22 protein-coding genes are annotated in these 24,017 nt (G+C 70.2%); 10 read left to right on the forward strand and 12 right to left on the reverse strand.

Annotated features, from left to right (window positions below):
• Window positions 1–222 precede the first annotated feature (222 nt).
• Together CCR97_RS13720 and CCR97_RS13725 are read right to left on the reverse strand one after the other, a co-directional pair.
• Entirely contained in the window at window positions 223–1,011 is a 789-nt protein-coding gene (locus CCR97_RS13720) for an ABC transporter permease (protein ID WP_111360741.1), read from the reverse strand.
• 235 nt (window positions 1,012–1,246) lie between these two features.
• Window positions 1,247–2,080, reverse strand: coding sequence for an ABC transporter ATP-binding protein (locus CCR97_RS13725; RefSeq protein ID WP_245429111.1), 834 nt, complete (start codon window positions 2,078–2,080; stop codon window positions 1,247–1,249).
• A 369-nt stretch (window positions 2,081–2,449) separates the two neighbouring features.
• Here CCR97_RS13725 and CCR97_RS13730 point away from each other — a divergent pair, with 369 nt between their 5' ends.
• The 6 genes from CCR97_RS13730 (at window position 2,450) to CCR97_RS13755 (ending at window position 9,008) form a co-directional block, all read left to right on the forward strand.
• Window positions 2,450–3,361 carry an MBL fold metallo-hydrolase gene (locus CCR97_RS13730; protein WP_201159571.1) on the forward strand — a complete coding sequence of 304 codons (912 nt, stop codon included), beginning with the start codon at window positions 2,450–2,452 and terminating at the stop codon, window positions 3,359–3,361.
• Between the two features lie 65 nt (window positions 3,362–3,426).
• A complete protein-coding gene (locus tag CCR97_RS13735; protein ID WP_111359285.1) occupies window positions 3,427–4,047 on the forward strand; it encodes a sigma-70 family RNA polymerase sigma factor in 621 nt (206 codons plus the stop codon).
• A 170-nt stretch (window positions 4,048–4,217) separates the two neighbouring features.
• A complete protein-coding gene (locus tag CCR97_RS13740; RefSeq protein ID WP_170145987.1) occupies window positions 4,218–5,285 on the forward strand; it encodes a C4-dicarboxylate TRAP transporter substrate-binding protein in 1,068 nt (355 codons plus the stop codon).
• A gap of 103 nt (window positions 5,286–5,388) precedes the next feature.
• Entirely contained in the window at window positions 5,389–5,889 is a 501-nt protein-coding gene (locus CCR97_RS13745) for a TRAP transporter small permease subunit (protein WP_170145988.1), read from the forward strand.
• A 29-nt stretch (window positions 5,890–5,918) separates the two neighbouring features.
• Entirely contained in the window at window positions 5,919–7,304 is a 1,386-nt protein-coding gene (locus tag CCR97_RS13750; RefSeq protein WP_111359282.1) for a TRAP transporter large permease, read from the forward strand.
• A 294-nt stretch (window positions 7,305–7,598) separates the two neighbouring features.
• A complete protein-coding gene (locus CCR97_RS13755) occupies window positions 7,599–9,008 on the forward strand; it encodes a UbiD family decarboxylase (RefSeq protein WP_201159572.1) in 1,410 nt (469 codons plus the stop codon).
• A gap of 361 nt (window positions 9,009–9,369) precedes the next feature.
• Here the strand turns inward: CCR97_RS13755 and CCR97_RS31360 are convergent, their stop codons facing one another.
• The gene (locus tag CCR97_RS31360; RefSeq protein ID WP_207199459.1) at window positions 9,370–9,669 is read right to left on the reverse strand and encodes a hypothetical protein; all 300 of its coding nucleotides are present in this window, start codon (window positions 9,667–9,669) and stop codon (window positions 9,370–9,372) included.
• Between the two features lie 350 nt (window positions 9,670–10,019).
• On the reverse strand, window positions 10,020–11,048 hold the full coding sequence (locus CCR97_RS13765; RefSeq protein ID WP_170146055.1) for a Bug family tripartite tricarboxylate transporter substrate binding protein: 1,029 nt from the start codon (window positions 11,046–11,048) through the stop codon (window positions 10,020–10,022).
• Window positions 11,049–11,225: 177 nt separating this feature from the next.
• Here CCR97_RS13765 and recQ point away from each other — a divergent pair, with 177 nt between their 5' ends.
• The gene (gene recQ, locus CCR97_RS13770) at window positions 11,226–13,082 is read left to right on the forward strand and encodes a DNA helicase RecQ (protein ID WP_201159573.1); all 1,857 of its coding nucleotides are present in this window, start codon (window positions 11,226–11,228) and stop codon (window positions 13,080–13,082) included.
• Between the two features lie 264 nt (window positions 13,083–13,346).
• Here recQ and fabI read toward each other — a convergent pair whose 3' ends face one another.
• The 5 genes from fabI to CCR97_RS13790 form a co-directional block, all read right to left on the reverse strand.
• Window positions 13,347–14,174 carry an enoyl-ACP reductase FabI gene (gene fabI, locus CCR97_RS13775; RefSeq protein WP_111358677.1) on the reverse strand — a complete coding sequence of 276 codons (828 nt, stop codon included), beginning with the start codon at window positions 14,172–14,174 and terminating at the stop codon, window positions 13,347–13,349.
• A 397-nt stretch (window positions 14,175–14,571) separates the two neighbouring features.
• A complete protein-coding gene (locus CCR97_RS13780) occupies window positions 14,572–15,510 on the reverse strand; it encodes a beta-keto acid cleavage family enzyme (protein WP_111358678.1) in 939 nt (312 codons plus the stop codon).
• A gap of 85 nt (window positions 15,511–15,595) precedes the next feature.
• The gene (locus CCR97_RS13785; protein WP_201159574.1) at window positions 15,596–17,170 is read right to left on the reverse strand and encodes a sodium:solute symporter family protein; all 1,575 of its coding nucleotides are present in this window, start codon (window positions 17,168–17,170) and stop codon (window positions 15,596–15,598) included.
• 9 nt (window positions 17,171–17,179) lie between these two features.
• Window positions 17,180–17,314: a hypothetical protein gene (locus tag CCR97_RS32080; protein WP_274611519.1), complete on the reverse strand. Its 135-nt coding sequence runs from the start codon at window positions 17,312–17,314 to the stop codon at window positions 17,180–17,182.
• Window positions 17,315–17,392: 78 nt separating this feature from the next.
• On the reverse strand, window positions 17,393–18,175 hold the full coding sequence (locus tag CCR97_RS13790) for a 3-hydroxybutyrate dehydrogenase (RefSeq protein WP_244670443.1): 783 nt from the start codon (window positions 18,173–18,175) through the stop codon (window positions 17,393–17,395).
• Window positions 18,176–18,586: 411 nt separating this feature from the next.
• Here CCR97_RS13790 and CCR97_RS13795 point away from each other — a divergent pair, with 411 nt between their 5' ends.
• Both CCR97_RS13795 and CCR97_RS13800 read left to right on the forward strand, forming a co-directional pair.
• Complete coding sequence (locus tag CCR97_RS13795; protein ID WP_170145950.1) at window positions 18,587–19,321, forward strand: GntR family transcriptional regulator; 735 nt, start codon at window positions 18,587–18,589, stop codon at window positions 19,319–19,321.
• A 189-nt stretch (window positions 19,322–19,510) separates the two neighbouring features.
• Complete coding sequence (locus CCR97_RS13800) at window positions 19,511–19,738, forward strand: FmdB family zinc ribbon protein (RefSeq protein ID WP_111358680.1); 228 nt, start codon at window positions 19,511–19,513, stop codon at window positions 19,736–19,738.
• 50 nt (window positions 19,739–19,788) lie between these two features.
• On the opposite strand, the gene CCR97_RS13805 is transcribed toward CCR97_RS13800, so the two are convergent.
• The 3 genes from CCR97_RS13805 to CCR97_RS13815 form a co-directional block, all read right to left on the reverse strand.
• Window positions 19,789–20,538 (reverse strand): SDR family NAD(P)-dependent oxidoreductase, encoded by a 750-nt coding sequence (locus CCR97_RS13805; RefSeq protein WP_201159575.1) that lies wholly within the window; start codon window positions 20,536–20,538, stop codon window positions 19,789–19,791.
• 295 nt (window positions 20,539–20,833) lie between these two features.
• Window positions 20,834–22,444 (reverse strand): class I adenylate-forming enzyme family protein, encoded by a 1,611-nt coding sequence (locus tag CCR97_RS13810; protein ID WP_111358734.1) that lies wholly within the window; start codon window positions 22,442–22,444, stop codon window positions 20,834–20,836.
• A gap of 7 nt (window positions 22,445–22,451) precedes the next feature.
• A complete protein-coding gene (locus tag CCR97_RS13815; RefSeq protein ID WP_111358733.1) occupies window positions 22,452–22,910 on the reverse strand; it encodes a MaoC family dehydratase in 459 nt (152 codons plus the stop codon).
• 286 nt (window positions 22,911–23,196) lie between these two features.
• Here CCR97_RS13815 and CCR97_RS13820 point away from each other — a divergent pair, with 286 nt between their 5' ends.
• Complete coding sequence (locus CCR97_RS13820) at window positions 23,197–24,006, forward strand: DNA-binding transcriptional regulator (protein ID WP_170145957.1); 810 nt, start codon at window positions 23,197–23,199, stop codon at window positions 24,004–24,006.
• Window positions 24,007–24,017 lie beyond the last annotated feature (11 nt).

Below are 24,017 nucleotides of genomic sequence, written 5' to 3' on the forward strand. Positions count from 1 at the left end.
CCGCCAGGAGCACCGCCGCCAACGCTGAAACCCGCATGCGCCCTCGCCGCCCGCCCGCCGCCGATGTCGGGCGGCCCCTGTCGCGCCGCAGCCGGCGCCAGAGCGGTCTCGGGCGCCATTGTGGCGGCAGCGGGACGGGACACGGCGCAGCCGCCTTGCGGCGGAGCCACACCCCGCCCGGCCGGGCGATTCGCCCCCTCCCGACGGGCGAGGCTCCGCCGTTCAGCCGCGCGCGTCGGCGGCGACCGGGCGCCACACCAGGAGGCGGCGCTCGATCATGCTCACCAGGATGTCGATGACGATGACGAAGGCGGCCAGCACGGTCATGCCGGCGAACACGCCGGCGACGTCGAACACGCCCTCGGCCTGCTGGATCAGGTAGCCGAGGCCGGCCGCCGAGCCGAGATACTCGCCGACCACGGCGCCGACCACGGCGAAGCCGACCGAGGTGTGCAGCGACGAGAACATCCACGACAGCGCCGACGGCCAGTAGACGTGGCGCATCAGCTGGCGCTCGCTCATCCCCAGCATGCGGGCGTTGGCGAGCACGGTCGGGCTCACCTCCTTGACGCCCTGATAGACGTTGAAGAACACGACGAAGAACACCAGCGTGACGCCGAGCGCCACCTTCGACCAGATGCCGAGCCCGAGCCACAGCGCGAAGATCGGCGCCAGCACGACGCGGGGCAGGGCGTTCATCATCTTCACGTAAGGATCGAACACGGCGGCGATCAGCGGCTTCCTGGCGAACCAGAAGCCGACCAGCACGCCGCCGAGCGAGCCGATCACGAAGGCGAGCACCGATTCGGTCAGCGTGATCCACAGATGGATCCAGATCGAGCCGTCGGCGAACCACTTGACGATCCGGGCGGCGACGTCGCCGGGCCGCGAGAAGAAGAACGGCGGCAGCAGGACGGTGCCGAAGATCGGCACGCTGGTCAGCACCTGCCACAGCCCGATCACCACCACGGCGACGAAGATCTGGAGCGCGAGGAGAGTCAGGCGGGACATCGGCAGCCTCCGCTTCCATGCAGGACGTCGACCAGGCGCTCCGTCACCTCTCCCCAGCGGGGAGAGGTCGACGCGCAAAGCGCGTCGGGTGAGGGGGTGCCGAGGTCTCCATGAGCGCCGTAAACCTTCACCCCGGTCGCGAGCTGCGCTCGCGCCCGACCCTCTTGTCGCGCAAGCGCGCGACCCTCAGGGAGAGGGTGCGGAGGGCGCGGCGGCTCTTCACACGACGCGATGATCATCCCAGCCCCCCGGTCTGGGCGTAGCCCTTCATCACCTCGTCGCGCAGCACCGCCCAGATCTCGCGGTGGAGGTCGTGGAAGGCCTTGTCGAGCTTGATCTCGGCGACCTCGCGGGGGCGCGCCAGCGGGATCGTCCAGTCGCCGATGATGCGGGCCGCCGGACCGGCCGACATGATCACGACGCGGTCGGCGAGCGCGATCGCCTCCTCGAGATCGTGGGTGACGAACATCACGCCCTTGCGGTCGCTGCTCCACAGGTCGAGCAGCAGGTTGCCCATGATCTGCCGGGTCTGCGCGTCGAGCGGGCCGAACGGCTCGTCCATCAGGAGGATCTTCGGGTGGCGGATCAGCACCTGGGCGAGACCGACGCGCTTGCGCTGGCCGCCGGAGAGCATGTGCGGGTAGCGGTCGGCGAAGCCGCCGAGGCCGACCCGGGCGAGCCAGCGCGCCGCCTCCTCGCGCGCCTCCTGCATCGGCGTGCCGGCGACCTCGAGCCCGATCGCGACGTTCTCGATCGCGGTCTTCCACGGGAACAGCGAATCGGCCTGGAACAGGTAGCCGGCCGACCGGTTGAGGCCGGACAGCGGCGCCCCGAAGATCTCCACCGTGCCGGCGGCCGGCGTCAGCAGCCCGGCGGCGGCGTTGAGCAGGGTCGACTTGCCGCAGCCGGTCGGCCCGACGATGGCGACGAACTCGCCGTCGGCGACCGACAGCGTCGCCTCGCGCACCGCGGTGAAGACCGAGCGGTCGGCGAGCCGGAACGCGATGGTGAGGTCGTCGAGATGCACGGCGCGCGGCGCCGCCGGCTCCCGGGCTGCGGCCTGCTGCACGCCCTTCCCCTTCCCTGATGGCCCATGATGGTCCGCGCCGGTCGGCCTGCCGGCGCGGTGTCGAAGCGCGCAATAGCGTGCGCCGGCGCAAACGTAAATACGCCGAGAGGCGAACCGATCGCGGCGTCCGCGCGACGACGTCGCACCGGCGACACCGCACCGCGACGTCCGGGGCGACCGGCCGGCTTGGCGGCGGGCGCCGGTCGTGGCTTACTTCCCGCGGGGACGCGAACGCCGCACGGGGACGTGCGGGAGAACCGGACCGAGTCCGACACCGGGGTGTCCATGACCGGCAAAACGACGACCGGGATTTCGGCGACCGCGACATCGCGAACCGCGCCTTCGGCGACGCCTGCGCCGGCAACCGGCATGCAGGTTCGCTTCTGGGGCGTGCGCGGCAGCGTCACCTGCCCGGGTCCCGCGACGCTCCGCTACGGCGGCAACACGGCCTGCCTGGAGGTGCGCTGCGGCGACCGGCTGATCATCTTCGACGCCGGCTCCGGCCTGCGCCTGCTCGGGTTGGCGCTCGCCGCCGGCGGCGAGACCGCCGTGCCGGCGACCGGCCGCCGGCAGCCGGTCGACGCCGACATCTTCTTCAGCCACTGCCATCTCGACCATGTCTGGGGCCTGCCGTTCTTCCAGCCGGCCTACGAGCCGGGCGCACGGCTGCGCCTGTGGGCCGGCCACCTGCTCCCCGACCTGACGCTCGGCGAGGCGATCCGCCGCCTCGTCGGCCATCCGCTGTTCCCGGGCGGCGGCGACTTCTTCCGGGCCGACATCGGCTTCACCGACTTCCGCTGCGGCGACACGCTCACCCCGCATCCCGGCATCGTGCTCGCCACGGCGCCGCTCGACCATCCGGGCGGCGGCTGCGGCTATCGGCTCGAATACGGCGGCGCGTCGCTGGCCTATGTGACCGACACCGAGCACCGCGCCGGCGCGCTCGACCCCGCCGTGCTGGCGCTCGCCGCCGGCGTCGACCTGTTCGTCTACGACTGCACCTACACGGAGGCCGAGTACGCGGCCCACGCCGGGCGCGGCCATTCGACCTGGCAGCACGGGGTGCGGCTCGCCGCGGCCGCGGGGGCGAAGCGCCTCGCCATCTTCCACCACGACCCGAGCCACGACGACCCGACCCTCGATCGCATCGCCCGCGAGGCCGAGGCGATGCGGCCCGGCACCCTGGTCGCCGCCGAGGGCCTGACGCTACGGCTGCCCGCCGCCCCGGCCACCCGCCCGGCCGAGATCCGCGAGGACGACGGCACCCCGTGGCTTGTGTGATCCGCTTCACATAACGCGGCCGCGGCAGGGCCTATGGATCCGGCACACAGTCGTTGGAGGTGCCGATGTCCACCGTTCTTGCCCTGCCGCGCGTGAGCGAGACCGAGCGCCGCCCCGCGGCCGGCGCCAAGGCCCCGACCGATGTCGGACTGATGGCCCGCATGGCGGCCGGCGACCGCGCCGCCCTCCAGGTCTTCTACACGCGCCACCATGTCCGCGTGTTCCGCTTCGTCCTGCGCATCCTGGGCGACCGCACCCAGGCCGAGGACGTGATCAGCGAGGTGTTCATCGACGCCTGGCGGCAGGCCGGCCAGTTCGAGGGCCGCTCCGCCGTGTCGACCTGGCTGCTGGCGATCGCCCGCCACAAGGCCTATGCGGTGCTGCGCCGCCGGCCGACCGAGTCGATCGACGACGAGCGGGCCGCCGAGATCGAGGACGACGGCGAGACGCCGGACGTCGCGCTGGAGAAGCAGAACCGCGCCGCGATCCTGCGCCGCTGCCTCGACTCGCTGCCCTCGACGCACCGCGAGATCATCGACCTCGTCTACTACCACGAACGGTCGGTGGCCGATGTCGCCAAGGTGTTCGGCATCCCCGAGAACACCGTGAAGACCCGGCTGTTCTACGCCCGCAAGAAGCTCGCCGGCATGCTGGCCGCCGCCGGCGTCGACCGCGACTGGCTGTGATCTCGAGAGCCGCGGCGTAGCGCCGCGGCGAGACGACTCCCGCTCCCGGACGGCCCGCCGGCGCACCGTGCCGTCGACAGCACGGTTGACAGCCGCGACGGTAAAATTCCAAGCTGGTCATACAAAGTAGAACAATGCTCGCACCAGCGCGGGCGATCGGGAGGAAGACCATGAAGACCGTCGTCACGGCCGCGCTCGCGGCCGGGCTCGCCGTGCTGTCGGCGACGCCGAGCACCGCCCAGGAAACGTTCCGGCTGCGCATCGCCTCCGGCCATCCGCCGGTGCAGACCTACGTCAACCTGATCACGACCTTCTTCGTCCCCGAGGTGACCAAGCGGGTCGCCGAGCGCACCAAGCACAAGGTGCAGTTCGTCGAGGGCTACGGCGGCTCCATGGTGAAGGTCGCCGACACGCTCGAGGGCGTGCAGTCCGGCATCATCGACATCGGCGGCTACTGCTTCTGCTTCGAGCCCTCCAACCTGCCGCTGCACGCCTTCCAGGTGATGCTGCCGTTCGGCACCATGAGCCCGGCCGCGAGCGTGAAGCTCGCCCGCGAGGTCTACGACCAGGTGCCGTATCTCTCCAAGGTGCTGGAGGACAAGTACAAGCAGAAGCTGCTCGGGCTGATCGCCGACAACGGCTACAATCTCGGCACGACGTTCCCGTGGAAGACCGTCGCCGACATCAAGGGCCAGAAGATCGCCGGTGCCGGCCTGAACCTGAAATGGCTCGAATACGCCGGGGCGACGCCGGTGCAGTCGTCGCTGCCCGAGGCCTACACCTCGATGCAGACGGGCGTCTACAACGGCTGGATCATGTTCCCGTCGGGCTGGCTGCAGTTCAAGCTCTACGAGATCGGCAAGCACTATGCCGAGACCGGCTTCGGCGCCATCACCTGGCACGGCCTGACCATGAACACGGCCTCCTTCGCCAAGCTGCCCAAGGAGGTCCAGGACATCATCGTCGAGGTCGGCCGCGAGTACGAGGCGAAGACCGGCAGCGTCAACGAGGAGAACTATCCCAAGCAGCTCGACGAGCTGCGCAAGCTCGGCGTCGACGTGCGCAAGGTGCCGGACGAGGTGCGCGAGGAGTGGGCGCGGTCGCTCGCCGAGTGGCCGAAGCAGAAGGCCAAGGAGCTCGACGCCCAGGGCCTGCCCGCCACCCAGGTGCTGGAGCTGACGCTGTCGGCCGCCGAGAAGCACGGCCACAAATGGCCGGTGCGCTACGTGGTGAAGTGAGCGGCGCGATCCCTCGTCTCCCGTCGTGCCGAGGCGCGGTCCGACCGACCGCGCCTCGGCCACGCTGACGCCCCGCCCCGGTCAATCCCTGGAGACCCCGCCCGTGTTCGATCGCCTGACCACGCCCGTGGTCCATCTGCTGCTCGCCGTCGCGGCCGTGATCATTTTCGCGCTCGGGTTCCTAGTCGTCGCCGACGTGATCGGCCGCGGCGTCTTCAACAGCCCCGTGAAGGGGACGCCCGAGCTCGTCTCGATGTCGATCGTGATCATCTGCTTCCTGCTCGCCCCGTACGCGGTGCAGAGCGGCGGCATGCTGAAGGCCGACATCCTGGTCGGCGCCTTCGGGGCCCGCGGCCAGGCCTTTTCCGAGCTCGCCTCCGGCGTGCTCGGCGCGCTGCTGTTCGGCCTGATCGTCTGGGGCGGCGCGATGCCGGCCCTCGAAGCCTTCACGGCCGGCGAGTACGAAGGCGAGGGCGCGCTACGGGTGCCGGCCTGGCCGGCCCGCGTCATCGTCGTGGCCGGCGCCGCGCTCGTCGTTCTCATCTATCTCGCTCGTGCCGTGCGGGCGCTGCGCGTCCTGTTCGACCGCGCCCACGCCGCCTGATCCGATCTCCGTTCCTGCGAGGACAGTCCGTGTTCGGTCACAGCGAGATGCTGATCGTCGTCCTGCTCGTGCTGGCGCTGGTGTTCGCCGGCGTTCACATCGCCGTCGCGCTCGGCATCACGGCGGCGTTCGGCATCTATTTGATGATGGGCGACATCGACGTGGTGCGCACCTTCGTGTCCAACACGGCCTACGAGGCGCTGCGCGACTACGTCTTCGCCGTCATCCCGCTGTTCATGCTGATGGGCGATCTCTTGGCGAAGTGCGGCGCGGCGCGCGACATCTACGCGCTCGGGCACCGCTTCAGCAAATGGCTGCCGGCCCAGCTCGCCGCCGCCACCATCGTCTCGAACGCGCTGTTCGGTTTCGTCACCGGGGTGTCGATCGCGGCGGCCGCCGCGTTCTCGCGCATCGCCTATCCGGAGATGAAGCGCTACGGCTACCGGCGCGACTTCGCGCTCGGTTGCGTCGCGGGCAGCGCCTGCCTCGGCATGCTGATCCCGCCTTCGGTGCTGATGATCGTGTGGGCCGTGCTGACCGAGGTGTCGATCGGCAAGCTGTTTCTCGCCGGCGTGATCCCGGGCTTCCTCGCCGCCGGCGGCATGATCGTCTACGTGGTGGTCGCCGCCACGCTGAACCCGGCGCTCGCCGGCGGCGCGCCGCGGATCGGTGCATCGCAGGCGGCGCCACGCGCCGCCGGCGCGACGATCGGCCGGCCGGCCGACACGGGCGACCCGCCGACGGGGCTGCCCAGCGAGCAGCCACTCGGGCCGCTGCTGCGCTCGACCGGGCTCGTCGTCGCCCTGGTGATCGGCGTGCTGGCGGCGATCTGGCTCGGCTTCTGCACGCCCACCGAGGGCGCCGGCGTCGGCGCCGTCGGAGCGCTGGTGCTCGCGCTCATCAAAGGCATCACGCCGCGCGAGATCCGCGACGTGGTGATCGACGTCGGCCGCACCTCCGGTCCGCTGCTGCTGCTCCTGTTCTGCGCCCAGCTCTACTCGCGGGTGCTGTCGATGACCGGCTTCACCGAGGTGGCGAAGTCGTTCCTGCTGGCGACCGGGCTCGGCGCCTGGGGCATCCTCGCCGTGATGGTCGGCATCTGGTTCGTGCTCGGCTGCCTGATCGATTCGATCTCGATCATCCTGCTCACCGTGCCGATCTTCGCGCCGATCGCCGTCCATCTCGGCTTCGACCCGCTCGCCTTCGCGATCATCGGGATTCTCGCGATCGAGACCGGCCTGCTCACCCCGCCGTTCGGCATCCTGGTGTTCACCGTGAAGGCCGCCGTACCCGACAAGTCGGTCGAGCTCGCCGAAATCTTTCGTGGGGCGATCCCCTACTGGTTCGTGCTGCTGGCCGTGGTGATCGGCATCGCGGTGTTCCCGGGGCTCGCCACCTGGCTGCCGAGCCTGTGAGGTCGCCGAGCTCCGCGATGGTCATTCCGGGGCGGCGCACCGCGCCGAACCCGGAATCCAGCCGAGTGCTCTGAGCTCGTAGCGGGATTCCGGGTTCGCGCCTTCGGCGCGCCCCGGAATGACGGATGGCTATCGACGGAAATCGGCATGAGCTCCGGTCGGACCAGCTTTGTATACCATCCTCGCCTCCCTCCACCCGATTGCCACGGCCTTGGGCGCGCCGTGCCATCGGTTTGGTCTTGCGGAGGCGCCGGCGCGGCGACATCCTGAGCGTCCCGCCTCGCCGTTCTCCGGATGGAGCCTCCCCTGACGCGATCCGATCTCGACAGCCAAGGCCTGCGCGGCTTCCTGCGCATGGTCGAAGCCCGGTTTCCGGGCGAGCTCCTGCGCATCGCCGCGCCGGTGCGCCCGCATCTCGACATCACCTCGGCCGTGTTCGAGCTGGAGAAAGCCGGGCGCGACCCGGTACTGGTGTTCGAGCAGGTCGAAGGCCACGCGATGCCGGTGGTCACCAACACGACCGGCAACCGCCGCCTGCTCGCCGCCTGCCTGGACGTCCCGGTCGGCGACCTGCCGACCGCGTTCCGCGAGCGCTGCCAGCGCTACGTCCCCTGCGAGACGGTCGACGCCGCACCCTGGCAGGAGGTGACGCTCGAAGGCGACGACGTCGATCTCGCCACATTGCCGATCCCGATCCACTTCTCGGTCGATGCGGCGCCCTACATCACGGCCGGCCAGCTCGTCGCCCGCGATCCCGTCACCGGCGTCGACACCACCGGCTTCCATCGCCTGATGCTGAAGGGGAGGAACCGCCTCGGCGTGTCGCTGCATTCGCGCCGGCGCATGTGGGAGTTCCACCGCCGCGCCGAGGAGCGCGGCGAGCCGCTGTCGGTGTCGATCACGCTCGGCGTGCATCCGCTGCACTACATGGGCTCGATGGTCTACGCTTATCCGCCGGCGGTGCGGAAGTTCGAGATCGTCGGCGGCCTGTTCGGCGAGCCCTATCGGCTGGCGCGTTGCGGTAACGGGCTCGAGGTGCCGGCCGGCGCGGAGATCGTGATCGAGGGCGAGATCCTGCCGGGCCAGCACGAGCCGGAGGGGCCGTTCGGCGAGTTCACGGGTTATGCGTCGTACCGCAGCACCCAGAACGTCTTCGTGGCGCATCGCCTGCACATGCGGCGCGACGCCATGTTCCACTCGGTCGCCTCGGGGATGGCGAAGGATCACATCCTGGTCTCGTGCATCACGCGCGAGGGCGAGATCCTCAACACGCTCCGGCGCAACCTGCCCAACGTGATCGCCGTGCACGTACCGCACACCACCTGCGGCGCCTTCATGGCCTTCGTGAAGATGCGCAAGACCGCCGAGGGCGAGCCCCAGCAGGCCATCATGGCGGCGCTCGGCACCGAGTTCTACACCAAGTACGTGATCGTCGTGGACGAGGACGTCGACATCTTCGACATGAACGACGTGATGTGGGCCGTGGCGACGCGGGTGCGGGCCGAGCGCGACATCGTGATGGTGCCGGGCTGCAAGGGCGCGATCCTCGACCCGACCTCGGACCCGCAGACCTTCACGCTGACCAAGATGGGCATCGACGCCACCCGCCCGGTCGGCAAGGATTTTGCCGAGCGCCTCACCATCTCGGACGAGCAGCGCGCCCGGGTGCGCGGGATTCTGCAAAGCGCCGGCGTGGCGGTGTGACGGGGGCGGAACTGTTCGGGCTCGTGTCCCGGACGCGGTGCATCGCACCGCGAGCCGGGACCCAGGGCGATTATGCGAAGCGCCTCCCGAGCATCGTTGTCGCTCGTCCGTTCCACGGCAACTCCGTGCTCCGGGCTCACCCCCTCCCCCACAAGGGGAAGGGAGCAGGGTGCGGCGAACGCCCCGGTGCTGCCACGAGATACGACCAGCGCGCACGAGGCACGACTGCTGAGATGAGTTCCGCCAGACGGTGCGGTCGCGGCTCCAGCGTTCCCTCCCCCCTTGTGGGGGAGGGACAGGGAGGGGGGTAGCCCCGCGCACGATCGCGTCGAGGGCACGATCGCCGTCGACTCGAAAACGGTCAGCGTGCCGCGAAGCTGCGCAGCGTACCGCGGCGGTTCGAGGCGAGGGCCAGGGCGGCGCGCTGGGCGGCGGCGGGACTGGCGAAGCGGCGCTGGTCGAGCGGATAGAACTCGGCCGCGGCGGCGATGAAGGTGTAGTCGTTGCCGCCGTCGCGAATCACGATCCCGACCGTGGTCTCGTCGACCTCCACGGCGAAGGCGTTGTGAGTGGTGTCGCGTGAGGCCGTATCGCGTGGGGTCGTGTCGCGTGGTCGTGCGGACGCGTGACGTGCGAAAGAATCGCTCTGAACGAGGCTCATCGTCGGTTCCTTGTCGTATCGGAGCCCACGAAATCGCTTCGTGGCGCTTTAGCGCTTGGTGACGCGGCGCAAGCTGCTCCATCAAATCCCGCGGCCGACCGTGCACATATCGTGCCTGCTTGACGGCGAGACGACGATGCCGCGGACGGGGGACTAAGACAAGCCGACGAATATTCTTGTTTTCGATAGTGTCGGAGGCGGAAATTTCGCTGTCGCATCCGAGACTAACGAGGTTCGCCACAAAGCGGTAAAGCTGCCGCCTTCGGGGTGCACCGCACAACAATTACCTCGCGCGGCCGAGACGCCCGCGGCACCGCCGAGGCAGAGCCGCGGGCGGGATTGGACGCGGTTCAGAACGCCTGCTTGATGCCGGCCGCCTTGACCAGCTCGATGGCCGCCTCGGCGTCCTCGCGGAAGAACCTGTCGAACGCCTCGACCGACAGCGGCATCGGCTCGACCCCCAGGGTGGCGAGGCGTTCCTTGACGGCCGGCGCCTGCAGGGCCGCGGTGGTCTCGCGGTGCAGCCGCTCGATGATCGGGCCCGGCGTTGCGGCCGGCACGAACAGGCCCGAGTAGAACGGATAGATCGCCTCGACCGGCAGCCCGGCCTCGACCAGGGTCGGCACCTCGGGCAGCACCGGCGACCGTTCCGGCGCGCTGACCGCGAGCGCCACGAGCTGCCTGTCGCGGATCTGCGGCAGCGAGGTGGTGAACAACTGCACCGAGAAGTCGGAGCGCCCGGCGATCACGTCGGTGACGGCCTCGGCGGCGCCCTTGAACGGGATGTGCTGGGCCTTGAAGCCGCCGGCGACGCGTAGCCGCTCGGCGCCGAAATGCGAGGCCGAGCCGACGCCGGCGCTGGAGAAGTTCAGCCCCTCCGGGCGTGCCTTGCCGGCCGCGACGAGCTCCTGCAACGTCTTGTATTTGGCCGGGTTGGCGACGACGACCAGCGGCTGACGGCCGAACGGGACGACGGCGGCGAAATCCTTGAAGGTGTCGTAGGGCAGCTTGGGATAGAGCGCGTGCGCCGTGCCGAGCGCCCCGAAGGCGAGGATCGTGTAGCCGTCGGCCGGCGCCTTGGCGACGGCGCTCGCCCCGATGGTGCCGCCGGCACCGGGGCGGTTCTCGACCACCACGGTCTGGCCGATCTGGCGGCCGACCTGCTCCATCACGACCCGGGCCATGATGTCGCTGGCGCTGCCGGGGCCCGGCGGCACGATGACCGTGAGGGTGCGGCTCGGCCAGTCGGCCGCCTGGGCGGCGGCGGGACGGCTCGGCCCCGCCGCGACGAGCGCGAGGGCGGCGAGCAGGGTGACGACCGGTGTGGCGAGGGCGAGCGGAGCCGAAGCGCCCAGGCGGGCGCGGCGATGCGTGGGCATGTGTCCTCCCCAGGACAGATGTGTTGCACGCGATGCTTCCTGCTCGCGTGCTTGGCGGCGCAGCCTAACGCGAACGCGCCGCGGCGTGCCACTGGCGGAATTGATGCGGCGCGGCGTGCCGACTAAGGTCCGCCCGATTCTCCAACCGGCTCGATTCTCCAACCGGCGTGGCGGCGCATGGCGCGACATTCGGCTTTCACTCTCGGGTCCGGATCCGAGCACCGACCGAGCGCGCTGTCGGTGCTGAACACGGTGTTCGGCCTGCCCTCCTTCCGGGGCGCCCAGGCCGAGATCGTCGACCATGTCGCGGGCGGCGGAAGCTGCCTCGTGCTGATGCCGACCGGTGGCGGCAAGTCGGTCTGCTACCAGGTGCCGGCGCTGCTGCGCGACGGCTGCGCCGTCGTCGTCTCGCCGCTGATCGCATTGATGCGCGACCAGGTCGCCGGCCTTCACGAGGCGGGCGTCCGCGCCGCGGTGCTCAACTCGACCCTGTCGTGGAACGAGGCGGCCGAGGTCGAGCGCCAGGTCGTCGCCGGCGAGCTCGATCTCCTCTATGTCGCGCCGGAGCGCCTGCTGACGCCGCGCTGCCTCGCCCTGCTCGAGCGCACCCGGCTCGCGCTGTTCGCCATCGACGAGGCGCATTGCGTCTCGCAATGGGGCCATGACTTCCGCCCCGAATACATCGGCCTCTCGGTGCTGGCCGAGCGGTTCCCGGCGGTGCCGCGCATCGCGCTGACCGCCACGGCCGACGCGCGCACCCGCGCCGAGATCGTCGAGCGGCTCGGCCTCACGGGCAGCCCGGTGTTCGTCGCGAGCTTCGACCGCCCCAACATCCGCTACGACATCGTCGAGAAGAAGAGCCCGCAGCGCCAGCTCGAAGCGTTCATCGCGGAGCGCCACGCCGGCGAGGCCGGCATCGTCTACTGTCTGTCGCGCGGCAAGGTGGAGGACACGGCGGCCGCGCTGGTGCGGGCCGGCATTCCGGCCCTGCCCTATCACGCCGGGCTCGACGCCGCGGTGCGCTCGCGCCATCAGGACCGCTTCGTCGACGAGGACGGGGTCGTGATCGTCGCGACGATCGCGTTCGGCATGGGCATCGACAAGCCCGACGTCCGCTTCGTCGCTCATCTCGACCTGCCGAAGAGCATCGAGGCCTATTATCAGGAGACCGGGCGGGCGGGCCGCGACGGCAAGCCGGCCGAGGCCTGGATGGCCTATGGCGTGTCGGACATCGTCCAGCAGCGCCGGATGATCGACGAATCGACCGGCACGGACGCGTTCAAGCGGGTCTCGCGAGAAAAGCTCGAGGCGCTGGTCGGGCTCGCCGAGACGGCCGGCTGCCGGCGCGCCCATCTGCTCGGCTATTTCGGCGAGCGGGCCGGCGCCACCTGCGGCAACTGCGACAACTGCCTGTCACCGCCGAAACTGTGGGACGGCAGCGTGGCGGCCCAGAAGCTTCTCTCCTGCGCCTATCGGACCGGCCAGCGCTTCGGCGTCGCGCATCTCGTCGACGTGCTGCTCGGCCGCCCGAACGAGCGCATCGAGGCCCTGCGCCACGACACGCTCTCGGTCTACGGCATCGGCGCCGAGATGACCGACAAGCAGTGGCGCGCCGTCGCGCGCCAGCTCGTCGCGCTCGGGCATCTGGCGCCCGACCCCGAGGGGTTCGGCGGCCTGCGGCTCACCGACACGGCGCGCGCCGTGTTCAAGGGCGAGACGGCGGTGTGGCTGCGCGAGCCGACCAGCGGACGGAAAGCCCGCCGCGACCGGGCGCGTGGCGGCACGACGCTGCCGGCCGACGCCGCGAGCGCCGCGCTGATCGGGCAACTGAAGGCGTGGCGAGCGGGGGTCGCGCGGACGCGCGGCGTGCCGGCCTTCGTGGTGCTGCACGACACGACGCTCGACGCCATCGCGGCGTCGCGCCCGACCACGCTCGATCAGCTCCGCGGCATGCCCGGCATCGGCGAGAAGAAGCTCGAGCACTACGGCGCCGACCTGGTCGCCCTGGTGCGCGCCGCCGACACGCCGGAGTGACCCAACGCGGCGGCGACTCGATCCTCTCCAGCCTCGATACCGTCGCGCGGCGCCACTGAATCGACCCTCATGGTGAGGAGCGATGCGAAGCATCGCGTCTCGAACCATGCGGCCCATGCGGACTGTGCGGCCACGACATCATAACGACCAAGAACGTGAGGCCCCGCCTACGCGGCCGCCTTCGCTTTTCGAGACGGCTGCTCCGCAGCCTCCTCGGGGTGAGGGCGGAGAGACTTCGTTCCGAGCCTCACCGGCTCCCCACCGTCACGCCATGTTGTGCAGGCCGGCGTCGACGTAGATGGTGTCGCCGGTCATCCCGGAGGCGCCGCCCCCGACCAGGAAGGCGACCGTGCGCCCCACCTCGGCGATGTCGACCAGCCGCCCGGCCGGGCTGCGCGCCACCGCATCGGCGACCAGCTCGTCGAACGCGGCGATGCCGCTCGCCGCCCGCGTCTTCAGCGGACCCGGCGACACGGCGTAGACCCGCACGCCGGCCTCGCCGAGCTCGGCCGCGAGATAGCGCGTGGTCGCCTCCAGGGCCGCCTTCACGGGCCCCATGACGTTGTAGTTGCTGACCACCTTGTCGGCGCCGTAGTAGCTCATCGTCAGCATCGCGCCGCCCGGCCGCATCAGCGGCTCGGCGAGCCGCGCCATCTCGATGAACGAGTAGCACGACACCCGCATCGCCTGGGCGAAGCCCGCCTCCGAGCAGTCGATCACCCGCCCGTGCAGATCCTCGCGCGGCGCGTAAGCGATCGAGTGGATCAGGAAGTCGAGATGGCCCCATTCGGAGCGGATGCGGTCGAACACCGCCTCCGCCTCGCCCGGCTTCTCGACGTCGAGCGGCATCAGCAGGCTCGCCTGGATCTGGTCGGCGAGCGGCTGAACGTACTTGTGGGCCTTGTCGTTGAGATAGGTCAGCGCCAGCTCGGCCCCGAAGGCGCGCAGCTTGGCGGCGCAGCCGAACGCGATGCTGTGCTCGTTGGCGACGCCGACGACCAGCCCGCGCTTGCCCTTCAGCATGTCGCCGATCCGGGTGTCCGGGTCCCACACCTTGGGCAGCGGATCGATCGGCCTGGCAGCAAAAGTCATGTCTCGGTCCTTCATTGGCATACGGGAGCGGGCCGCGCGGTCGGGACCGGAGTCGTCCGGACGAGACCGGCAGAGCGACGCTGAACGCGGCGCGCTCCCGGAGTCGGACGTCCAGAGAGCCCGAAGTCACCGGCGGTCCGTCGAGGACCCGGGCCATGGACGCGGTGACGAACGGAGTGGCGAGCAGCATGGCGGCCGACACGATGCATCCTACCATCACGGTCAGGAGCGGTAACGGCACCATGTCGCATGGCCGAAAACCGATGGCTGATCTGCGTGCGGCGGGATGCTTACGACGTCGACCGGGTCGACAGACGACCGGGCTGGACGCGGTGGCACGCCCGCGCCCCGTTTGATCTGGAACGCGGGCGCGCCGGAGCGACGCTGGCGTGGTGCCTCACGCGGCGTCGGCCCAGCCGACGGCACTGCGGCCTTTCAGGCCGAGGATGTTTCGTGCCTCGTCCGCAGACGCGATCTCGAGACTCAGCTCGCGGGCGATGCGGACGATCGTCTCGACCTGCTCGGCGCTGCTTTTGGCGAGCCGCCCCGGGCCCATGTAGAGATTGTCCTCGAGCCCGACCCGGACGTTGCCGCCCATCGTCATGGCGAGCAGCGTCATCGGGAGCTGGGCGCGGCCGGCGGCGCAGCACGACCACACGAAGTTCTCGGCGCCGATCACCTTGCGGGCGGTCTCGACCATGAACACGAGGTTCTCCGGCGTCGCCGCGATGCCGCCCAGGATGCCCATCACGAACTGCAGATAGAGCGGCGCCTTCAGCACGCCGACATCGAGCAGATACTTGACGTTGTTGATCATGCCGACGTCGTAGATCTCCAGCTCCGGCTTGGTGCCGACCGCGTCCATGGCCTGCGTGAACGCCGTGATGCTGCGGAACGTGTTGGGGAAGATCAGATCCTCGGTGGACTTCAGATAGGGGATCTCCCAGTCGAACTTCGGCGTCTCGATCTTGTCGGCGAGGCGATGGATGGCGAAGTTCATCGAGCCGGCGTTCAGCGAGGCGAGCTCCGGCCGCAGGATGCCGACCGGCTTCACCCGCTCCTCCGGGCTCATGCCGAGGCCGCCGCCGGTGGTGACGCAGATGGCCGCGTCGCACTGCGCGTGGATGCCCGCGGCGATGTCGCGGAACACGCAGATGTCGCTCGACGGGCGGCCGTCCTTCGGGTCGCGGGCGTGGATGTGAACGACCGCGGCCCCGGCCCTGGCGGCGCCGACCGCCTGGTCGATCACCATGTCGGGCAGATAGGGGAAGTGCGGCGACAGGCTGGGGACGTGGATGCCCCCGGTGATCGCCGCGGTGACGACGAGCTTGCTCATCGTGATCGCTCCTGTCGGTCACGCGCGGCCGGGTCGCACCCGGCCGGCGAGACCACCGTGATCGAGCCGCCGAGGACGGCGGTTCTCATGCAGCCGGCTTCTCCGCCGGATGCGCGTGGTGGGCGGTGTCGTCCTCGCGGCGGATGCGCAGCGCGACGGCCCGCGTCGAGGGACTGACGTCAGGCTCGAAATACGCCTCGTAGGCTTCCTTCGGCGGAGCGGAGGTCAGATAGACGCCGATCAAGGTCGCGACGAGCGACAGGGCGGCGCCGACTGCGAACGGATTGGAGAAGTCCAGCAGCTTGGCGACGACGTAGACGCTGGTCCCGACCAGGATGCCGGCATAGGCCCCCGTGCGGTTCATCCGGCGCCAGAACAGGCCCAGCCAGACCGGCCACATGAAGGCCGCTCCGAACGCGCCGTAGACATAGGTGAAGCCCATGGCGAGCAGGAGCGGCGGCTTGATCGCGCTGAGGACCGAGAGAGCCCCCAGCACCAGCACGGTCCAGCGCAGATGCCGCGTCGCCTTCTCGTCGTCGAGCCGGCCCTCCGGGCGGAGGGCCCGATAGATGTCGTAGTAGAGCGAGGTGCCGCAGTTCAGCAGCATCGAGTTGGCCGTCGAGATCGCCGCCGCCAGGATGGCGATGAGCGTCATGGCACCGACGAAGGCGGGCGCGTGATCCTGGACGATCAGCGGCATGATGTAGTCGGTGGTCTTGCCCTCCGGCAGGCTGGGCAGCAGCATCTTGGCGCCGAGGCCGATCACGATCAGGCAGACGAAAATCGGGATCAGCGCGACCACGGTCCACATCATCTGCAACACGGCCGCCTTGGTGTTCTTCGGCGCCATGAAACGATTGATCCAGTGCGGGGCGACCGACGCTCCGAGCGCGTTCGACATGAAGATACCCATCAGCACCGACCACCCGAAGGTGCCCTCGGGCGCCAGCAGCACCCCGGGCTCCAGGGGCTTGCCGCCGACATTGATCGGTGCGGTGGTCTGCGCGAGGTTGTCGAGGATCGGTCCGATGCCGCCGGTGGCGTAGAGAACCGCGCCGGTGCCGAAGACCAGGCCGACCAGGATCAGCACCGCGTTGAGCGTGTCGGTCGCGGCCACCGACCAGAAGCCGCCCAGCGAGGTCAGCACCAGCAGTGCCAGGAAGGCGAAGATGGCGTATTCGTAGGGGATGCCGGTGATCGTGTTGAACACGATGCCGAAGCCGACGACCTGCAGGTGGCAGAAGATGAAATAGCCGACGAACATCAGCACGGCCACGACGAGCTGCAGCGCGCTGACCTTCTCGAAGGGCTCGAACCGCATGCGGATGAATTCGGGGAAGGTCCGGGCCGGGATCTCGGGGCGCCGGACCTTGTAGGCGAGGATCGGCATGATCGACGTGGCGAGAAACCAGCCCGCGACCCAGCCGATGATCGCCGCGACACCGGTGCGATAGAGATAGCCCGGCACGCCCATCACCGACGCGACGCTGACCCAGGTGGCGACCGAGGTTCCGACCCCCAGGAGCAGGCCCATCCGGTGGCCGCCGGTGGTGAAATCCGACAGCGTCTCGACCTGCTTCATGCTCTGCAGGCTGGTCCACGCCAGGAACGCGAGATACCCGGCGAAGACGACGACGTAGGAGACCGTCATGGCGCTCATGTCGACCTCCTATTCGTAACGGAACAGCTTGCCGGTGGCGCCCCAGCGGCGCACGCCGGACTGCTCGATCAGGCTGCACAGATAGACCGCGACGGCGACGCAGAACGCGATGCTCGCCCCCCAGAACAAGAGTGCTGTCAGCATTTTCCATCCCCGTTTCGAGTTGTTGTGCGGATCGGTGCGGGCCCCTGACGGGGCGCGTGCCCGGACGGCCCGGATCGGTCAGCGCGCCGTGTAGCCGCCGTCGACCGGGAGCAGGACGCCGGTGATCGACTTCGCCCCCTCGCTGCACAGGAACGCGACGGTCGCGCCGATCTCGGAGGCGTCGATCAGCCGGCGGGTCGGGTGGTTCTGCGTGAACACCCGGTCCATCGCCTCTTCCTCGGTGCAGCCGAGCACCTTGGCCTGATTGGGAAGCTGGCTCTTGATCACGTCGGTCAGCACGGTGCCGGGCAGGATCGCGTTGCAGGTGATGCCGTCGGGCGCCACCTCCAGCGCGACCGCCTTGGTCAGGCCGGCGAGGCCGTGCTTGGCCGAGACATAGGCCGGCTTGTGGGGCGCGGCGATCACGCCCATCACCGACGAGATGTTGACGATGCGGCCCCACTTCCGCTCGAGCATGCCCGGCAGCACGGCCTTGATCAGGTGGAACGGCGCGTCGAGCATCACGGCGCGCAGCAGGTCCCACTTCTCCTCCGGGTAGTCGACGAGCGGCGCCACGTATTGCAGCCCGGCGTCGTTGACCAGAATGTCGATATGGCCGAACGCGCGGATGGCGTCGGCGGCGAGGCCGCGCGTCTGCTCCGGCGAGCTCAGGTCGGCGCCCGAATGGATGACCGTCACGCCATGCGCGTCGGCGATCTCCCGGCACAGGCGCTCCGGCACCCCGGCCGGGGCGATGCCTCCGATCATCAGGTTGCAGCCATGGCCGGCCAGCGCCTGGGCGATCCCCAGCCCGATGCCGCTGGTCGCGCCCGTCACGATCGCATTCCGATTTTTCAGCATGTCTGACCCCGGCAGTTTAAGCCCCGGCTACTCTCCGCCTCCGCTCTACAACCGTCAAGATCATATATCAGTGATCTGTGATCACACCTATCGCGGTGACATGGCCGCTTGTCGCAAGCGTCGCGCCACGGGCGGTCGGATCGTCGACGGATCGGATCTGTCGACCCGTCGGAGCCAAAGGGTGCGATGTGTGCAGTGCGAAGGTCGGGCGGTGACGGCGCGAGCGCGGGCGCCGCCGGCAGGCCCGTTCGCCCGGGGACGGCCGCCGGCCGCGGTCGATTGACTCCGCCGGATCAGGGACATACACCGAAGCGAAGCGGATCGGCGCTTTACACTGCGACGCGGCGTCGATTGTGACGGCCTGCGCCGTGCGGCATGCTCGCCGGGCTCGGCGCGCCGGATAGTCCATCGATGTACGACAGCCTGCCTTCGATCGACGTCTCCAGCTTGCAGGAGCGGGTGTACCAGAGCCTGCGCCACGCCCTGCTCACCGGCCACTTCCAGCCGGGCGAGCCGATCTCGATCCGCAAGCTCGCCGACTCGCTGGGCACCAGCCCGATGCCGGTGCGCGAGGCCCTCAAGCGGCTGATGGCCGAGAAGGTGCTGGTGCAGTCGTCCAGCCGCCAGATCCGCGTCACCCCGTTCGATCCGAAGCTGCACGAGGAGTTCGTCCGCATCCGGATGGAGATGGAAGGCTACGCGGCCGAGCGGGCGGCGCGGGTGCGCGACGCCGGGCTCCCCGACCGCCTCCGCGCCCACGACGCGGCGATGGTCGAGGCCGCCGCCCAGGGGCGCGCCGACCTCGCCCTCGCGGCGAACCAGGCCTTCCATTTCGAGATCTACCGGGCGGCCGGCTACCCGCAGCTCGTCGAGATCCTGGAGAACCTGTGGCTGCGCACCGGCCCGTTCCTGGGGACGATCGGCCGCGAGCCGGTCAATCTCGACACCTTCTTCGGCAACGGCCACCATTTCCACAGCCGCGCCATCGAGGCGATCGCGGCCCGGGACGGCAAGAAGGCGCGCCGCGCCATCTCCCTCGACATCCGGGTCGGGACGATGTTTCTGCGCAAGGTCTACGTGCCTTACGACGCCGCCCGCACGCCGCCGGGCGCACCGGCCCGGATCGCCGCCCCGCCCGCGAGCTGACCGGCCGGTTCGCGACCGGAACGGAACCGGCTGGAACGGAACCGGCTGGAATGAAACCTGCTGGAATGAAACCTGCAAGACGTCGCCCCGGTGGCGCGCGCCGCCGGCCCCGGGGGGTCGCGCTCCCGCGGTCGGCGGCTGGACACCATTGAACCGACTTGATTTTTCAGCGCCGACGGAGAGACCGTCATGCCGCTCTACGGCTATCGTTGTGCGACGTGCGACAAGGAGTTCGAGCTTTTGGTGCGGGTCTCCGACACGCCCGCCTGCCCGACCTGCGGCAGCACGATGCTCACCCAACTCGTCTCCCGGCCGGCGCCGGAGGGCCGCAGCAAGGGCCTGATCCAGTCGGCCCGCGCCCAGGCGGCCCGCGAAGGCCATTTCAGCCATTACGGCCGCTCCGAACGGCCCAAATGAGCCCGGCCCAAATGAGCCCGGCCCGAATGACTCCATTCTGACGGCGCCCGTCACGGCAGGTGGCGCCCTTCGTCGACCCGCACCTCGATCCCGGTCGAGCTCGTCAGGTGGACGACGCAGGCCAGCACCGCGTCCGCGACCGCATCGGGCGACGTGATCTTCTTCAGCGGCGTGCCGTCGGCGATCTTCTCCAGGGCGCCCGGCGCGCGGCCGCGGACGAAGCCGGTGTCGACGGCGCCGGGCGACACCGTGACGACGCGGATGGCGGGGCCAAGGATCTTTGCGAGCGCGACCGTGAGCGCATGCACGCCCGCCTTGGCGGCGCAGTAGGCGAGATTGCTGCCGACGCCGGTGAGCGCCGCGACCGAGCCGATGTTGACGATCACGGCTCCGGGCGACGCCTGCATCAGTGGCTGGAGCGTGCGGATCACGGCGAACGGCCCGCGCAGATTGACCCTCGTGATCTCGTCGAAGATGTCGTCGGTGAGCGCAGCGAGGTCGCGGGTCGGGATGGAGGTCGAGCGGCCGGCCGAGTTCACCAGCACGTCGACCGACCCGAATTCCTCTGCGATCCGCGCGGCCGCGGCCGCGAGGCTTTCGGCATCGTCGATCGCCATCCGCACGGCGACGTGTCCGCCGCCCGGCAGGTCGGCCGCGACGCGGGCCGCCTGCTCGGCGTCCGAATGGAAGCCGACCACCACCCGGGCGCCGCCGGCGGCGAGGCGCTTCGCCGTCGCGAGCCCGATGCCGCTGGTCGCGCCGGTGACGACGGCGGTCTTTCCGGTGAGGTCGAAGCTCATGACAGTCTTTCCGGCTGATCGACTCGGTCCTTACCCTCTCCCGGAGGACTGGCGTGGGCACCGATTTCACGCCGCTGGGATCGGCCGCACCGGGACGGTGACGCGGGCATCCTCCAAGGTCGCGGCAAGTGCGGCGTGGCTCCCTCTCCCCAGCGGGGAGAGGGCTGGGGTGAGGGGGTGCCGACGCCGATTGTTTCATCGAGAGGGCGGCACCCCCTCACCCGGATCTCGCGCCGTTGCGCGAGATCCGACCTCTCCCCGCTGGGGAGAGGTGAAAGGCCGCGCCGTTTGTTTCTCACGTCACGCTCCGCAGGTCCGGATCGCTCGCCAGCTCGGTCTTCAGGATTTTTCCGATCGGCGAACGCGGCAGGCCGTCGCGGACCGAGACCCCGGCGAGCCGCTGGATGCGGCCGAGCCGGCCGTTCGCCCACTCGCGCAGCGCGCCGGCCTCGATCTCCCGGCCCGGATGCGGGACCACGAAGGCATAGGGCGTCTCGCCCCAGCGGGCGCTCGCGGCGCCGACCACGGCGGCCTCGGCGACGTCCGGATGGGCGAGCAGCACGGCCTCGAGGTCCCCCGGATAGATGTTGAAGCCGCCCGAGATGATCAGCTCCTTCTTGCGCCCCTGCAGCACCAGAAAGCCGTCGGCGTCGAAGGCGCCGAGATCGCCGGAGCGGAAATACGTGCTGCCGTCCGGCGCATGCCAGCGCAGCGCCGCGTCGGCGTCGGGCCGCCGCCAATAGCCCGTCATCATGAAGGGCGACCGCCCGACCACCTCGCCGGTCTCGCCGCGGGCGACCTCGCGGCCGTCCTCGCCGATCACCCGAACGTCGTTGCCGGGGGCCGGCCGGCCGACCGTGTGCAGCTTGTTCGGATGTGCCGTCGCGTCGAGGATCAGGGTCACGCCGCCCTCGGTGACGCCGTAGACCTCGACGAACCGGCCCGGCCAGCGCGCCAGGATGTCCCGCTTCAGCGCGAGCGCCATCGGGGCGCTGGTGCATTGCGCGACCCGGAAGGCCGAGAGGTCGTGATCGCCGAAGGCCGGATGCGCGAGGAGGCGCTGATACTGCACCGGCACCAGCATGGTGTGGGTCGTACGATGCAGCGCGGCGAGGGCGAGCCAGGCCTCGGCGTCGAACTTCTCCATCAGCACCACATGGCCGCCGTGGAAGAGCGTCGCCAGCAGCGGCAGCAGCGTGGTGTTGGAGTAGAGCGGCGTCGAGAGCAGCATCACACTGTCGTCGCCGAGCCCGAACAGGCCGCGCGCCGCCTGACGGTCGCGCATGCCGTGCGAGTGCACGATGCCCTTCGGCACGCCCGTCGTACCCGACGAGTAGATGATGTTGAAGCCGGCCTCCAGCGGCCTCGCGACCGGCCGGGTCGCCGGATCGCCGCGGCCGAGAAAGTCGTCGAAGCCGATCACGTCGCCCGTGGCGGACGGCGGCGCGGCGTCGCCGATCCTGATCACGGGTGCGGCCGCGAGGCCCGCCACGGCGTCCAGGCTCGCCGCGTCGACCACCACCAGGGCCGGGGCGCAGTCGCGGATCAGCCGTGCGAGATCGTCGCGATGCAGCGAGGACGGCAGCGGCACCGCGATGCCACCGGCCGCGATGCTGCCCAGATAGGCGACGACGGCCTCGACGGAGTTGCCGGCGAGGCTGACGATGCGTTCGCCCGGCGCGACCCCGGTGCGGCCGACCGCGCCGGCGAAGCGCGCGATGGCCTCGGCGAGCTCACGCCAGGTCAGGCGACGCGCGCCGACCGTGAGGGCGGCGGCCTCCGGCGCCGAGGCGGCGCGCGCGAACAGACGGCCGAGCACGCTGTCGCCCGGCGCGTCGTGAGCCTCGATCGCGGTGGTCGCGCCGGTGTCGGCCGCGTTGGTGTCGGTCGCCACGGTCTCGGTCATGCGGCCCTCATGCGTTCGCGACCAGCAGAATGTGCTCGGCGGCGACGGCCGGGCGCTCGCCGCCCTCGATCTCGAAGGTCTGGCGGGTGACGATGCGGGCGCCGATCGCATGCGGCGCGACCTCGATCAGGGCGAGCGCCAGGCGGACCCGGGACTCGACCGGCACGGGCGCGACGAAGCGCAGCTTGTCGTAGCCGTAGTTCAGCCCCTTGCCGCGCCGGCGGATCGTGTAGATCTGCCGCTGCAGGCGGGGTCCGAGCGACAAGACCAGGAGCCCGTGCGCGATGGTGCGACCGCCCGGCATCTCGGCCGCGGCGCGCGCCGTGTCGACATGGATCCAGTGATCGTCGCCGGTCAGCGCCGCGAAGCCGGCGAGCATCGCCTGATCGATGGTCGTCCATTCGGAATGCCCGAGATCCTGCCCCTCGTGGGCCTTCAGATCCATCGGGGTCTCGGCCGTGATCATTCCGCTCCTGCCCTGCTTGCGTCGTGCGACGTCGTCGGCGCGGGCGGATGGTTTCGGGAACGCCCCGTCGGCACAATCGGGCTCTGGGTGCGTTCCACGATGTGGAACGAGCCGCGACCACGCTGCGCCCGGCCTGGGCGGTGCGGTAGAGGAGCTGTCCGATGGCCCCCGATCACCCGCTCGTCCCCGCCAACGCGAGGCCCCGGAGCAGCAGTGCTCGTCGTCGATCCGGCCGGCGTGTAAAAGAGGACACGGGCGGGACGACCAAGCAGCGGGGCCGGAAACCGTGACATCGCCGCGTTCGGTCCAGTCGGTCGTCAGGGCGCTGGCGCTGCTGCGCGCCGTCAACCAGCGCCGCGTCTCGACCATCGCGGATCTCCACAAGGACACCGGGCTGCCGAAGCCGACCATCGTGCGCCTGCTCGCCACGCTGGTGGCCGAGGGCTACGTCATCAACGACAGGCATCTGGGCGGCTACTGCGTCACCTCGCTGGCGCCGACGCTCGGCGCCGGCTTCCACGGCGCGCCCATGATCGTCGAAGCGGCGCGGCCCTGGTGCAGCGACCTGACGCGGCGGCTCAAATGGCCGATCGCCATCGCCATGCTGGATGGCGACGCGGTGGTGGTGCGCTTCTCGACGATCCCCGACAGCCCGATGTCGCCGTTCCACGCGACCCTCAACATGCGGCACAGCCTGGTGTCGCGGGCGCTCGGGCGCGCCTATATCGCGAGCTGCCCGCAGGCCGAGCGCAGCGCCCTGGTGAAGAAGCTGCGCCGCTCGGAGAATCCGGAGGACCGGCCGGCCAACCTGACCGCGACCATCGCCGGCGTGCGGGCCTTCGTCGGCACGCACGGCTACGCGATCCGCGATCCCCGCGTCGAGCCGAAGTCGTCCTCCACCATCGCGATGCCGATCAAGCAGGGCGACCGGGTGCTGGCGACGATCGGGCTGACGTATTTCCGCTCCGCCGTGTCCGCCAAGACCCTCGACGAGGTGCTGGTGCCGGCCCTGCGGGCCGCCGTCGACGGCATCGAGGCGAGCTATGCGAGCCTGGTCGCCGGCCGCATCCCAGCGACCACCGACGGCGGATCGTGACCCTTCGCCGG

The sequence above is a fragment of the Rhodoplanes elegans genome, from assembly GCF_016653355.1.
Taxonomy (GTDB): Bacteria; Pseudomonadota; Alphaproteobacteria; order Rhizobiales; family Xanthobacteraceae; genus Rhodoplanes; species Rhodoplanes elegans.